This is a genomic window from Paenibacillus marchantiophytorum (genome assembly GCF_014640555.1).
In the GTDB taxonomy this organism is placed as follows: Bacteria; Bacillota; Bacilli; order Paenibacillales; family NBRC-103111; genus Paenibacillus_E; species Paenibacillus_E marchantiophytorum.
The window spans coordinates 41,763-54,988 of record NZ_BMHE01000037.1 but is presented as its reverse complement, the minus strand read 5'-3'; the positions used below and the strand labels follow the sequence as shown (position 1 = coordinate 54,988).

Sequence of the window (13,226 nt, the reverse complement as noted above, 5' to 3'; positions counted from 1 at the left end):
TCTTAAAACCTGATGCGACCGCTTTCAAGTAGCTGTTCCCCAGCTTTAAGCATGTTTTACAGCGTTATAGATGCGTTTTCCGCACATACTTCCACTTTAACGCTGTATTTCAACCTTAACAGCGCAAATCTGCTGCATCCGCGCGAATTCTCCCTCCGTAACGTTGTTCCACAGCGTTAAGATTCAACAAAAGCCAGCCCCAACCATCCCATTAGCTATTTTTGGCGCATAGAGGAAATAGGTGTTTATCCGCGAATTAGTTCAAAGGGTGAACAAAGTGACATGGGAGGAGGGACTTCATTTGATAGGCAACATGAGCGCGAAGGTGAAGTCGGCATTAACGGATTATTTAACTTTAAAGAAGAGGATTTTTATTATCTTCTTATTCAGCACGTCAATTCCGTTTATTTGTATTGTGCTTATTTCCTACTACACGATTTATTCGATTCTGACGAACAAAATTCAGAATGGGATTCAAAGCAATTTGAAGCAAGTGGAGTTGTCCCTGGAAAGCACGATAAGCAACTTGAATCATGTCTCGCAGCAGCTTGCTTTTGCCGGAAGCGTGGGCAAGAAGCTGGATGAGATGCTGCAGCTTCCGGTCAGTCAATCGTTTGAACGGTCGCAAATGATCAGTGATTTGAAGGATGAACTAAGTTTAGTCACGTTCACGAATCCAAACATCGGGTTAACGTTGTATTATTTTCAGAATGATCGTACGTATGATCTTGAGAATTCGGCTGTGAAGGAGAAGTTCACGCCGGAGAATCTGCCGCTGCTCGCTGAATACTCGGGAATTTCTTATTATGGGCCGCATGTCAGCAACAATCGGTTTGATAATCAGTTCGTGCTGTCTGCGATGCGCAAGGTGGATTTGCCTCTGCGGGATGATGTTTATGTGTATATTGAAACGGGATTTCATTTGACGCAAAATATTTTGAACAGCGATCAATTTGGCGGCGTAAATTCGCATATTTTTCTCGATAATAAGGGGCGGATTGCGTTTAGCGAACTGCCTGACGTATTTGCGAAAGATACGATATTCCCTAATTTTGCCCCAAATCAAACCTTTGGCACGCTCACGGATTATTACTGGTTCAGGCAAGTTAGCAATCAAGGCTGGAGCCTGGTCTCCATGATTCCAAAAGCCGATTACAACAAAGAAATGAATCAATGGTTTGTACAAATTGCTTTGTTTTCGCTGATTTTTCTAGGCATGAGTTTGCTGTTGGCTTGGCTTCTATGGAAGATGGTCTATCGTCCTTTAAATGGTTTTAATAAAGAAATCAAGCTAATGGCTCAAAGCAGAGCGCAGACGGTAGCGGTCAAAACGAATATTCCCGAGTTTGATTTCTTATTGCATCAATTTCGTTCAATGAAGGAGCAAATATGGACGTTATTCGCCGAGGTAGAGTTGAAGGAGAAGCGAAGGGTCGATTTGGAAGTCGAAAAGCTGCTCTACCAAATTAATCCGCATTTTCTAATGAATACGCTGGATACAGTGCATTGGTTAGCGCTTATGAACGGGCAGACGGAGATCGATCGACTGGTGTCATCACTCAATAAGCTGCTGCATTACAATCTGGGGAAGCTGGGACAGGCCTCAACGATTAAGGAGGAAATTGAAGCTTTAAAGCAATATTTGATCTTACAACAAATTCGCTACGATTTTAAATTTGATGTGCAAATGCATGTCGATCAAGAGGTGTGGGATGTGCCGATTCCGCGGTTTATTTTGCAGCCGCTTGTTGAGAATTCACTCTACCATGGGTTAAGCGATGATGGCTATATTAGGGTGGATGTCACGCAAAACAGCGCAATTCAGATTGCCATTCGGGATAATGGCTCAGGTATGTCAGATGAAACGATTCACAAATTGTTGAACAATCCAGATGCTGAGAACACGAAAGTCGGCATGGGCATTGGACTGAATTATGTGAAGCGAATGCTCGAGTCGCAATACGGGGACCAAGCAGAACTGCGAATTCAAAGCATACGTGGAAAAGGGACAACGATAACGGTGTCATTACCTATTACGGAGGTGAAAGCTCGTCATGATTAAAGTGTTAATTGTCGATGATGATAAATTGGTGCGAAAAGGGCTTATCTCAGCGATGCCTTGGAACCGATTTGATATGGAGGTTGTGGGAGAAGCGAGCAACGGTGAGAAAGCGCTGGAGTTTCTGGCAGCGAATGCGGTGGATCTACTGTTGACGGATTTGGCTATGCCCGTTATGTCGGGGATTGAACTGCTGAAGATTGTTCGTAAGCAATACCCCCACATGCATACCGTCGTGTTAACGTTCCATCAGAATTTTGAATATATTCAAGAGGTTTTGCGGCTGGGAGCTATTGATTATATTGCCAAGGTTCAGTTGGAAAAAGAGATTTTTGATGAAGTGCTGGGAAGAATTCATAAACGGATTCTGGAAGAGCAGAAGCAGGTTCCCCCAGCCCAAGCGACCTTTTATGATGAGGAGGTTCAGGCAGGTTGGATCTCAGCTCAATTGGACGTTACCGAGAAGGACTTATCTTTGGTGAAGGAACAATGGTCTGGGCACGAGTGGATTTATCAAGACCAGGTATTTGCCAGCTATAGGCAAGATTTGAAGCACTTGTTGCTGCCGCCAACGAAGTTGATGGGGCTGCTGTATGCGTTGATCGATAAGTGGAATTTGCTATTTAATCGTGTGCATAAGGTGGATATTCAGCTGCCGGACGCTTTTGGGAATTGGCGTGAGGTGGACGAGTGGTTCGCGCAAACACGCGAATTGATTAGGAAAGCTATGGAGAAGCCATCATTCTCCCAGGAAGTTGTGGCTTGTATTATCAAAGCTGTGCATATTGCGCAGGAAGATTTGGGCGAGCAAACGACTGCATCGCATATCGCCAAAAGGGTGAATATGAGCAGAAGCTACTTCAGTCAGTGCTTCAAAGAAATCGTTGGCATCAGTTTCAGTGAGCATTTGCGCCATAATCGCATGGAGAAAGCCAAGGAACTTCTGCACTATACGAATCAAACGATTGCCTTGATTGCCGAGCAAGTGGGGTATATGGATGAGAAGTATTTTAGCCGCACGTTTCGGGAGCAGACAGGTCAATTGCCGAGTGAATATCGACAGAAAGCTACCATGGGTAGAGAAATGTCCGATAATTAGAGGGAAAAATGCGGATTGGAGCGCAAATGGGGAAGAAGATTGTGTGATTAGCAGTCATTTACCCCTCTATATCTGTAACCGCTTTCTATCCATCATAGGTCAGATTACATGATACTTTTAGGGTGTAGACAAATTCTAAAAGCGAAAGAAGGGGCTTCACATGAGCAAGTCTAAAAAAAGTATGCTGCTGCTGCTCGCTGGCATGCTAGTTGTATTATCCGCTTGTTCGGATGCAGGCAAAACGAAAGAATCACCAAAAGCTTCTGCTGTACCGGCAGCAACAGGTGGCACACAGACAGCTGCTGCGTCTGGTGAGGCAGGTCCATTCGCCAAATCGGCGAAGCCGATAACGATCAAGATAGGCAAAGATGTTGACGCCGCAGATAAGAGTTTGCCAGCCGGAGATTCCCCGGAAAGCAACCCGTACACCCGTTATATCAAAGAGAATTTGAATATTGATACGAAAATCGTTTGGCAGGCCGCCACGGGCAAAGACTACGATCAGAAGGTGAATCTATCCATTGCCAGCAATGATTTGCCGGATGCTCTGGTCGTGAAAGATACCCAATTCAGGCAAATGGTGAAAAGTGGGCAGCTCGCTGATCTCACCGAGGTTTATAACAAATATGCCTCACCTGCGCTCAAGCATATCATTGAAACGACGCAAGGACTTGCCCTGAAATCGGTTACCGTTGACGGCAAGATGTATGCCCTTCCGAACGTTACGACCGAATCTGACATGGTTCATATGATGTGGATCCGCAAGGATTGGTTGGATAAACTAGGCTTGCAGCCGCCCAAAACGATGGATGATCTGGAGAAAGTAGCCAAAGCATTCGTCGAACAAGATCCTGATGGCAACGGTAAAGCGGATACGATCGGGATCACAGGTCCTCAACTTGGGGGATTGCTGAACGCGGATTTTATTAATCCTAATAATAATAACTATGGTTTCGATCCGATCTTTGCCTCCTACCATTCCTATCCAGGATTTTGGGTAAAAGGGGCAGACGGGAAAACGGCCTACGGCTCTTTGCAGCCGGAAACGAAGCAAGCGCTCTCCAAGCTCCGCGATTTATATGCCAAAGGCTTAATAGACAAAGAAATGACTATCCGCAAGGATGCTCAGGAGTTAATTAAAAATGGCACGTCCGGAATTTACTTTGGCTTGTGGTGGGCCGGCGGTTATGGTCCTTTGGCCGATGCGATCAAAAATAATCCCAAAGCAAACTGGCAAGCCTATGCCGCACCGCTGGATGTGAATGGGGAATTTACACCGCATATGGGGAACCCAACGAATCAGTATCTGGTTGTCCGCAAAGGATACGAGCATCCAGAAGCTGCTATTCAGATGGAAAATTTGCTGCTTCGTGATGAATCCAAATTTGATGTCAAAGTGAATATTGGCAACTACCCTTTACGTATTGTTTTTGCTCCGATGGATGAAATGGATGTTACGTACAAAATGATAAAAGAGGTTCTGGCGGGCACCAAAAAACCGGAAGAGCTTGACCTTCCAGGCTACAAGCTGCTGAAAGCGGATGCCGAGAACATAAAAAAAGTGAAGCTTGAACCTTACGATAAGGTGGATATTCAATATTGGAATCCTAATGCCGACCTAGGCGCTTGGAAAAGAATGTATTCCACATTGGTAGGCATGGCTCCACTGCAACAGCCATTCAAGAAAATGTATAGTGTGACTTATTCACAAACGAAAACGACGGAAAGCAAGTGGGCTACACTGGATAAGTTGGAAAAGGAAACATTCCTGAAAATTATTATGGGGGCTGCACCGCTTGATTCTTTCGATAAGTTTGTTCAGGACTGGAAGAAGCAGGGCGGAGATCAGATTCTAGCGGAAATCGATGAAATAGCCAAGTAAGCTAACCTTGGAGGCGTCAGTGCAAGCTGGCGCCTTCGCTTCACAACAGAGAGAATGGAAGTGATGAATCGGATGGTTACGAAAGGGTTTGCCAAACATTATTATCTTATGCTGCTTCCAGGCTTTATCTGGTTGACGCTATTCAGCATTGTCCCTATGTTCGGAATCGTGATTGCTTTTCAAGATTTTAATCCAGGGTTAGGCATGTTTCATTCGGATTGGGTTGGGTTGGAGAATTTTCGGTATATGTTTACGCTCAACGATAGCAAAACCGTCTTTTTTAACACGCTGTTTATTGCTGTTATGAAAATTATTGCGAACATGATTGTGCCGCTTGTCTTTGCACTGATGCTGAATGAATTACGGATTGCCATCTTAAAAAGATGGGTGCAAACGATTGTTTACTTGCCGCATTTCTTATCGTGGGTCATTCTTTCCGGCATCCTTTTGGACGTATTGTCTTATAAAGGTCCTGTAAACGGAATTTTGGGCATCTTTGGCATCAGCCCGACCTTATTTTTTGGCAAGGCGGAATTGTTTCCTTTTATCATTGTAGGCAGTGATGTTTGGAAGGAATTTGGGTTTAATACAATTATCTTTTTGGCCGCTTTAACCGGTATTAATCCTTCACTCTACGAAGCTGCGGCGATAGATGGCGCATCGCGGTGGCAGCGATTAAGGCATGTCACGCTTCCCGGTATCATGACGACGGTTATCTTGCTTTCTGTCCTCAGTTTGGGCAATGTGCTCAACGCAGGTTTCGATCAAATCTTTAATCTGTATAATCCACTTGTGTATTCAAGCGGTGATATTATTGATACCTGGGTCTATCGGACAGGATTGCTGAATTTACAATATGGACTGGCCACGGCTATGGGATTATTGAAATCGGTCATTAGTTTTGTGCTAATTACGACGTCCTATTTTCTAGCTGCTAAGTTTGCAAATTATCGTATTTTTTAATATAAAGGAGCATGGCTATGGTTAAAGAGACAACACTCGGCTCCAAAGCATTCGATCTTGTGCTCATCGTGCTGCTGGTCGGGATCGCCATCATGTGTGTGCTGCCGTTGTGGTATACACTGGCCGTCTCATTGAGTGATAATGCGGCTGCTTCATCAGGGCAGGTCAGTCTATGGCCTGTGGGCTTTAATTTCAACTCGTATCAGGAGATCATGGGTGACAGCAAATTTTTCAATTCCTTCTGGATTTCCATTCAACGTGTCGTTCTAGGTTCGAGTCTCAATTTCGTCATTATTATTCTGATGGGTTATCCGTTATCCAAAAATGCCAAGGATTTGCCGTTCCGCAATGTGCTCATGTGGATTCTGGTCTTCACGATGCTGTTCAACGGGGGATTGATTCCGTGGTATCAAACGGTCAAATCATTAGGTTTAATCAACAATATTTGGGCGTTGGTGCTTGGCAACAGCGTGCCGATTTTCAGTGTGATCCTGGTTATCAATTATTTCCGCAATTTACCTAAAGAGCTGGAGGAAGCTGCGCTTGTAGATGGGGCAGGTCCTTGGTACATGTTGATCAAAATATTTATTCCGTTAGCCGTCCCCGTTCTGGCGACTGTCACCTTGTTTAGCATCGTGTATCACTGGAATGAATTTTTTAACGGCCTTGTGCTGATGTCCAACGCGGATCATTATCCGCTGCAGACTTATATTCAGCAATTGGTGGTCATTGTCGATGCCAATACGATGACAGCGGAGCAAATTCAGAAGATGAGTGAGCTGTCCAATCAGACCTTGAACTCCGCCAAAATATTTATTGCGATGATCCCGGTTTTAGTGATTTATCCGTTTCTGCAGCGATTCTTTATTCATGGGATCACGTTAGGATCGGTCAAAGAGTAGGGATGACGGAGTTAGATAGATGGTGGGGAGAACGGGTAGAGTTGCTGCAAGGGAAAGTAGCTGGTTTGTTGGGCGGATGCGGCAGCATGTACGTCTAAAGTCAGCCAGTCAGTCAGTTACCAAGGTCACCCAAGGTCACCCAATCAGTCACCCAGTCGGCCATAGCTAACGAATTGTATGATGCTTATAGACGAGAAAACGGCCTCTTTAGAAATTTAACGAACTGAAACGGCGTTATGCAGTAATTAATAGGCGGAATCGTGATCATTTGCGTGAAATAAAGCATTTGGGATTCGTTATAAATTCAAATGTGCCCATTTTAATCAAATAAAGGTTATTGAGTTCATTAGTGCTTCCGTTCATCAGGCTTTTCGTACACATGGGGCTTCCCCCCAAAGGGCATTGGCCAGCAGGGGGAAGCCCTATTTCCGCGTCACGATTGATTTTCTCACATCGTCGGAATTTCTGTAATTTTCTCAGGTCGAACCTCAGGCACCTGTTTCGGCGTTATTTCGGGCGTAACCACTGGTTGAATCTCATGGGGGACGTCCGGCTTTATTTCTGGGATGAGCTCCGGTGTAATCTCTGGAGTTTTCTTTTGTTCATTCGTTTTATCGTTGAAAAAATTTGTCATGATCAACACCTCCTCTTCATCTTTTACCCTTACTATCGGTTTCAGAATCTGATTTTCCAATTCTCTAACCGTTGTCTGTTATTTAAATAGCCAAAAAGGGTAATCGTATAGTGTAAGCATGTGAATACATGTAAAAGAGGAGTGGATCTAGATGAAGATGATGGTCAAGAAAGTTGCTTTTCTACTCGCAGACGGTTACGAAGATTCAGAGATGAAGAATCCTTACGAGGCGCTAACGCAAAATGGAACCGATGTTGTCATTATCAGTTTGGAAAAAGGCGCACAACTAAACGGCAAGAAAGGCACGATTTCGTATACCGCGCATTTAGCCGCTGAGGAAGCGAATGCGGGAGACTATCAAGCCGTCGTGATTCCTGGAGGGAAATCTCCGGCCAAGCTGCTGGAGAATGAACATATTTTGGCTTTTGTCCAAAAAGCCGATCAAGCGGGCACGACGATTGCAGCGATCTGCCATGGGCCGCAAGTGCTTGCCAAAGCCGGCTTGCTGCAAGGCAGGACGTTGACGGCCTATCCGGGAATTGCCGATGAGGTCAGAGCGGCAGGAGGCACTTTCGTCGACCAGGAAGTCGTGGTGGACGGCAATCTGATTACCTCACGCACACCGGAGGACGAGCCAGCGTTTATTCAGGAAATTATTAATCGAATCGGCGTCGTCGCTTACTGATCTCAGCGCGCGGATCCGGCGATGCTCTTAAATAAAGAAAGTGTATAAGCCAGTGACGGCTTATACACTTTCTTTTTTGAACGGAAATGTAGCTGAGAGTGCTACCTCGCGCAGAGGGAACTACAATCCGCTATTCTAGCCAAAATTGCCCATATCGCGGGGGGGAGGGAACTACGGTCTGCTATTTTGCTATTTCAAGGCAAATGGAGCGTTTTTCTTGGAAATAAGACCCTGTAGTTCCGCTAATACCCTAGCATCCCCGCTACTTGCCTAAATAGAGGCCTAGAGTTCCTTTAAATAAAAAGTTGTCACTTTTAAGAGGGTCATCTCGTAAGAAGGCGAAGCCGTTTATCTCAAAGATCTTTATTTGGCCTCTAAACGGGCTATCTCCTTGCGAACGATAGGGGCAACTTTGGTGCCCAGCAATTCAATAGCGCGGAGAACCTCACGGTGCGGCATTGTGCCGACGTTCACATGCAGGAAGAAACGAGAGATGCCTAAGTTTTTGCGCAGCAGCAGAATTTTCTCTGCCACATATTCCGGATCTCCGACATAAAGCGCCCCGCGGAGGCTTCTTGCGGCATCGAATGTCGCTCGGTTGTAACTTTGTCCCCAGCCGCGTTCACGTCCGATGACATTCATTTGGGCTTGGGTCGGAGCGAAGAAGGACTCCGCAGCCTGCTCGGTCGTGTCGCTTACAAAACCATGCGAATGCGTTGCGATCTGCAGCTTGCTTGGGTCATGCCCAGCGCGCACAGCCGCTTCTTTGTAGAGAGCGACTAAGGGAGCGAAGCTCTCTGGCATGCCGCCGATGATGGCGAAGGCGATCGGAAGCCCCAGCATGCCGGCGCGCACAGCGGATTGAGCATTCCCGCCACTGGCAATCCATACGGGAAGCGGGCTCTGCACGGATCTGGGATAGACGCCCAGATTGTCAATGGCAGGGCGGTGGCCGCCGCGCCAAGTGACCTTTTCCGATTCTCTGATCGCGAGCAGCAGCTCCAGATTTTCTTCGAATAATTCGTCGTAATCCTCTAGGCTATATCCGAAAAGCGGGAAGGATTCGACGAAGGAGCCTCGACCTGCCATGATTTCGGCGCGGCCATTGGAGATGCCGTCAAGGGTAGAGAAAGCTTGATAGACGCGAACGGGATCATCAGAGGACAGCACAGTTACCGCGCTGGTCAGCCTGATATTCTTGGTCATGGCGGCCGCGGCAGCCAGCACGACGGCTGGAGCAGTTCCCGCATAATCGGCGCGATGATGCTCGCCAATGCCATAGACATCCAAGCCTACTTGATCAGCCAGCACGATCTCCTCAACTGCATTGCGCAGTCGCTCGGCGTGACTCATCACCTCTCCGGTCTTGGGATCTGGTGTTGTCTCTAAGAATGTACTAATTCCAATTTCCATGTTTGCTATTTGATCGGTCATGTAATCTTGACGCCTCCTTATCTAAGTTATAGTTTACTCGTTTTTTGTTAGTTTCTCAACTTTAGTAAGCAGAATACGCGATATTCATCTGAACATGTATAAAAAGAGCTATCCCGCAAAGCCCAATGGGCCTTGAGGAAAGCTCTTTTATAGAACCAAACCTTATTGAAGGGACTGCAAGTGCTCGGATAAGCGATCCCAAGTTTCTGTGATACCTTGCTCCATACCCATGTCCATTACTTTCTGCAGTGCTTCCGCAGACGCATATTTAGAACGGCTGATCAGTTTTGTTATCCCATCGTGCTCTTCAAACAACATGCTAATTTCAGAGGATGGCAGATCTTCCTTTACGTTGCCCTCGGCATCCGAAAAGAAGTCGACATAGTCGATTTTCTCAGCTGGGACGATGTCGCCATATACGGCTTTGCCCCAAGATTCATAACCGTAAAAATCACCTTGGTTTTTATCCATACATTTCATGCAGTAGTGCCAGATTCCGCCTGGGCGGAAGTCGACCGTGCAAACGGTAACTTCCCAGCCGCGAGGCCCCCACCATTGCTTCAAATGTTCAGCTTCTGAGAATGCTTTGAAGACGAGCGCACGAGGAGCTTGAAACTCACGCTCAAGAATAAGGACTTGACCTTCTATTTTAGTTATCATTTTGGATGTCATTGCGGATTCCTCCTGAATTTGAATTGGTATTGTGTTCTTTTAACTTTAGTTTCTGCAGGTAATTCTCCAAGGCGTCAAATCGCTCATCCCATACTACGCGATATGTTTTGAGCCAAGCATCCAACTCCTGAAAGGGGTCCAGGCGGAGCTTGTAGTTGCGCCGATTTGCCATGGCCTGAACTTCGACGAGTCCGGCATCGAGCAGTACGCGCAAATGTTTCGAGGCTTGCGGTTGCTGGAGTTCAAGCCGTTCGGCGATTGCCCCAACGGGCAGAGGGCCGTCCAACAGCAGCTCCACAATACGCAATCGATTAGGTTCAGCCAGCGCGCTAAATGTCGTTATATCCATCGTTGTGATGTTCCTTTAATAAATCGAGTGTCTTCAAGTCACGGTCTCTGTGTGCGGGTCCCTTCATATCAGGCCACCTCGTTTCTTAGGTATGTACCGTCCTTGTATTAAATATACCTCTAATGGAATATTCCTGTCAAGGAATATTGTTAAGTGGGATTAACTTACCCCCGCCAACGCATGGAAGTAAGGGGCGGAATAGGCGGAAGGGGCGTGAAACCTGAGAGGGTTTCTCACAATTCCTGGGATTTCACCCAGGGAGAATACAAGTTCCTGGACGTTCTCCGAAGCTTGGCTTTCACTTGAACATCAAGATCAGCATGCGGTAGGATCGACTCCTCCCATCGATCCTTGATTTGCTTCCACTGCCTGGGATTCCTATCTTCCAAGTAATTGCCGAAAGCAAAAATATCTGATTGATAGTCCACAGCTATTTTTTGGAAAGCCACTTTCACTTCGTTTTCGACCTTTTTGGCGAATTGTTCCTCTAAATAGGCAATCGATTTCTCATCTGTTTTGAAAGTAGTGCTCGCTTTGTCGCCAATATTGAATTCCAAAGCAATATGAACGCGGATGGTGGCTTGGCCATCTGTATAGGTAACCCTTCTGACGCTCTTTTTCTCTCCCGCTAATTCTAGCGATATGTGGCAATCCTTTTCGTTCTGGCAGGGGACTACAACGATCGCAGATTTCAACTTTTCTATTGCCCACAAAAAACCTCGTGTCTCCTGACCGCTCAACGTTCCTGCAAGTTGACCATTATGAAATACGGCTGAGCCGGAAGCATAGAATAAGGAGGATTGATGGGTATCTTTTCCTTGGTAAGGCTTCATGCCGACTATCGATTTTACATAATCATTTTGTTCGATTAAATGGAGAATCGGCATGAAAGGCTGGCCGCCGATAGGTTCCGCAAGCTTGCGAAGGAATTCAGTTAACAATACTTTACTGGATTTGCCTTCCAAGTCCGTATTCGACAAGAGGTCTTTCATATATCTTGAAGATAGGGTGGAAATATCAGGACTGGATTCCAGTAGATCCAACGCACGTCCACTCACCATAGCGATATTAGCGGTCCCCCGGAGTTCGGGGTCTGATGAGAAGAAGTCCAAGTATTGACGTGCATTGGTTTTAGCCGCTTGTTCGCCGATCAAGAGCACCTGCAAATGAGCCCAGAAGAGCTTTCTTCCGGTGATTTTAATATAATTGCGCGCTGCCTCGAAGGTTGTATTGCCTGCAACACTCAAGGTTTTTTTTTGTTCGCCCTTAAGCCCGCCGGAAGGTTTCATTTCTTCTAGAACGGGGGTGAGGACAGTTAGCACGATTTGTCCACGATCGTTGATATCAATGCCCGCCGCTAAGACATATTCGACTTTATCAGATTCATGCCGATTCCAACAACCGGTAGTTAAAGTTAGCAACAAGCTTAGCAGGAGCATGGTTTTAACGGTTTTCTTCATGTGCGGATCTCCTTGCTTTCAACTTGCCAGCAAGCCATAGAATGGTTAGAAGAAGCAGTGCGTAGAAGCAGAAGACCGCGCCTTTCGCAATTTCGTATTCGACTATGGCGTTATAAACGTTGTCAGGAATTAAAGACAAATAGAAGACAATTACACTTATCGGAATCATAAGGCCACGAAAATGGCTAGTTCCAAACCAATCTTGGAAGCCGGTACAACAACAATAAAAGGTGAATGTCCCTTTGGTTAAGTTCAGGAAAATCCATAGCGCTAGAAAGGGACTTTCCAGATGTTCAATAAATTCAAAGATGGCAATATCTTTAATTAATTCCATAACTGGGAAGGTGAGTCGTTGCGTAAATGCGCTGCCATAGGTGCCCAAGGTAACAAGAAAGACGATCTCGAACGAAAAGGTAACGATAATTGTTGTCCAAACCATCGTATGAATCATTTTGCTTTTATTTTTGACTTGTGGATAAATAAATAGCACCAGCGTCATTTCCGAGAACGCGCTGCAGATACCCAAGGAGCCTTTGAGCGTAGCCAGCATCGAGGCGTTGAAAAGAGGCTGCATGCGCTGGAACTCGACATTTTCCAATGAGAGTACAAATAAAATCAGCATTAATGCAGCAATGCCAGGTAAAATAACCTCACTCCAACGTGCAATGGACAGTATTCCGCCGTGAGCTAAGTAATATCTTAGAATTAGCATCATGATAATAATGAGTTCGAGGGGAGTCTCCGGCAGTATTAGCGTAACGAATAATTCTGTAATGATGCGGACGGTAATTGCTGAAAAAAGGAGTAGAGGACCTAGCAACAGGAGCGCAAAGACGCGTCCAAAGATAGGTCCGAATAGACTTAAACAATAGGCGATAATACTTTTCTCCTGCATGGATGAGCCTACTTCTGAGATTAACCAGATAATCGGAATGACCAATAGACTGCCGATTAGAATCGATAGCCAGCCGTTGTGTCCTGCTGCTTGTGTCAAGTTGCGCGGCAGCGTAAAAAAGAGCGTGCCATAGACAGTAAAACAAAGAAGCAAAAGTGTTTGTTTGGTCGTCAGATTTGGTGAGAGCAAGAA

At 45.8% G+C, this 13,226-nt stretch carries 12 protein-coding genes; 6 read left to right on the top strand and 6 right to left on the bottom strand.

Going from position 1 to position 13,226, the window contains the following annotated elements; genetic code table 11:
* Positions 1 to 313 precede the first annotated feature (313 nt).
* The 5 genes from IEY34_RS26295 to IEY34_RS26275 all read left to right on the top strand — a co-directional run bounded on the left by IEY34_RS26295 (position 314) and on the right by IEY34_RS26275 (position 6,905).
* Positions 314 to 2,062: a sensor histidine kinase gene (locus IEY34_RS26295; protein WP_189017344.1), complete on the top strand. Its 1,749-nt coding sequence runs from the start codon at positions 314 to 316 to the stop codon at positions 2,060 to 2,062.
* A complete protein-coding gene (locus IEY34_RS26290; RefSeq protein ID WP_189017288.1) occupies positions 2,055 to 3,158 on the top strand; it encodes a response regulator transcription factor in 1,104 nt (367 codons plus the stop codon). The genes IEY34_RS26295 and IEY34_RS26290 overlap by 8 nt, the downstream gene beginning before the upstream one ends.
* Positions 3,159 to 3,318: 160 nt before the next feature.
* Positions 3,319 to 5,040, top strand: a complete 1,722-nt coding sequence (locus tag IEY34_RS26285; protein ID WP_189017285.1) for an extracellular solute-binding protein — start codon at positions 3,319 to 3,321, stop codon at positions 5,038 to 5,040.
* A 72-nt stretch (positions 5,041 to 5,112) separates the two neighbouring features.
* Entirely contained in the window at positions 5,113 to 6,003 is an 891-nt protein-coding gene (locus IEY34_RS26280) for an ABC transporter permease (protein ID WP_189017341.1), read from the top strand.
* 17 nt (positions 6,004 to 6,020) lie between these two features.
* The gene (locus IEY34_RS26275) at positions 6,021 to 6,905 is read left to right on the top strand and encodes a carbohydrate ABC transporter permease (protein ID WP_189017282.1); all 885 of its coding nucleotides are present in this window, start codon (positions 6,021 to 6,023) and stop codon (positions 6,903 to 6,905) included.
* A gap of 448 nt (positions 6,906 to 7,353) precedes the next feature.
* Here the strand turns inward: IEY34_RS26275 and IEY34_RS26270 are convergent, their stop codons facing one another.
* Positions 7,354 to 7,539: a hypothetical protein gene (locus IEY34_RS26270; protein WP_189017280.1), complete on the bottom strand. Its 186-nt coding sequence runs from the start codon at positions 7,537 to 7,539 to the stop codon at positions 7,354 to 7,356.
* Between the two features lie 151 nt (positions 7,540 to 7,690).
* Between IEY34_RS26270 and IEY34_RS26265 the strand changes: the two genes are divergently transcribed.
* Positions 7,691 to 8,224 carry a type 1 glutamine amidotransferase domain-containing protein gene (locus IEY34_RS26265; RefSeq protein ID WP_189017277.1) on the top strand — a complete coding sequence of 178 codons (534 nt, stop codon included), beginning with the start codon at positions 7,691 to 7,693 and terminating at the stop codon, positions 8,222 to 8,224.
* A 363-nt stretch (positions 8,225 to 8,587) separates the two neighbouring features.
* On the opposite strand, the gene IEY34_RS26260 is transcribed toward IEY34_RS26265, so the two are convergent.
* The 5 genes from IEY34_RS26260 to IEY34_RS26240 all read right to left on the bottom strand — a co-directional run bounded on the left by IEY34_RS26260 (position 8,588) and on the right by IEY34_RS26240 (position 13,223).
* Positions 8,588 to 9,637: an LLM class flavin-dependent oxidoreductase gene (locus IEY34_RS26260; RefSeq protein WP_373291342.1), complete on the bottom strand. Its 1,050-nt coding sequence runs from the start codon at positions 9,635 to 9,637 to the stop codon at positions 8,588 to 8,590.
* 183 nt (positions 9,638 to 9,820) lie between these two features.
* On the bottom strand, positions 9,821 to 10,330 hold the full coding sequence (locus tag IEY34_RS26255) for an SRPBCC domain-containing protein (RefSeq protein ID WP_189017271.1): 510 nt from the start codon (positions 10,328 to 10,330) through the stop codon (positions 9,821 to 9,823).
* Positions 10,308 to 10,679, bottom strand: a complete 372-nt coding sequence (locus tag IEY34_RS26250; protein ID WP_189017267.1) for an ArsR/SmtB family transcription factor — start codon at positions 10,677 to 10,679, stop codon at positions 10,308 to 10,310. Before IEY34_RS26250 ends, IEY34_RS26255 begins: the two co-directional genes overlap by 23 nt.
* Before the next feature lie 233 nt (positions 10,680 to 10,912).
* Positions 10,913 to 12,139 carry a Ger(x)C family spore germination protein gene (locus IEY34_RS26245; protein WP_189017264.1) on the bottom strand — a complete coding sequence of 409 codons (1,227 nt, stop codon included), beginning with the start codon at positions 12,137 to 12,139 and terminating at the stop codon, positions 10,913 to 10,915.
* On the bottom strand, positions 12,123 to 13,223 hold the full coding sequence (locus tag IEY34_RS26240; RefSeq protein WP_189017261.1) for a GerAB/ArcD/ProY family transporter: 1,101 nt from the start codon (positions 13,221 to 13,223) through the stop codon (positions 12,123 to 12,125). Before IEY34_RS26240 ends, IEY34_RS26245 begins: the two co-directional genes overlap by 17 nt.
* Between the last annotated feature and the right edge of the window lie 3 nt (positions 13,224 to 13,226).

Bases quoted from the DNA above. Each gene is read 5' to 3' on its own strand.
- IEY34_RS26295 (WP_189017344.1), top strand. From the start codon at position 314: ATGAGCGCGAAGGTGAAGTCGGCATTAACGGATTATTTAACTTTAAAG.
- IEY34_RS26290 (WP_189017288.1), top strand. From the start codon at position 2,055: ATGATTAAAGTGTTAATTGTCGATGATGATAAATTGGTGCGAAAAGGG.
- IEY34_RS26285 (WP_189017285.1), top strand. From the start codon at position 3,319: ATGAGCAAGTCTAAAAAAAGTATGCTGCTGCTGCTCGCTGGCATGCTA.
- IEY34_RS26280 (WP_189017341.1), top strand. From the start codon at position 5,113: ATGGTTACGAAAGGGTTTGCCAAACATTATTATCTTATGCTGCTTCCA.
- IEY34_RS26275 (WP_189017282.1), top strand. From the start codon at position 6,021: ATGGTTAAAGAGACAACACTCGGCTCCAAAGCATTCGATCTTGTGCTC.
- IEY34_RS26270 (WP_189017280.1), bottom strand. From the start codon at position 7,539: ATGACAAATTTTTTCAACGATAAAACGAATGAACAAAAGAAAACTCCA.
- IEY34_RS26265 (WP_189017277.1), top strand. From the start codon at position 7,691: ATGAAGATGATGGTCAAGAAAGTTGCTTTTCTACTCGCAGACGGTTAC.
- IEY34_RS26260 (WP_373291342.1), bottom strand. From the start codon at position 9,637: ATGGAAATTGGAATTAGTACATTCTTAGAGACAACACCAGATCCCAAG.
- IEY34_RS26255 (WP_189017271.1), bottom strand. From the start codon at position 10,330: ATGACATCCAAAATGATAACTAAAATAGAAGGTCAAGTCCTTATTCTT.
- IEY34_RS26250 (WP_189017267.1), bottom strand. From the start codon at position 10,679: ATGGATATAACGACATTTAGCGCGCTGGCTGAACCTAATCGATTGCGT.
- IEY34_RS26245 (WP_189017264.1), bottom strand. From the start codon at position 12,139: ATGAAGAAAACCGTTAAAACCATGCTCCTGCTAAGCTTGTTGCTAACT.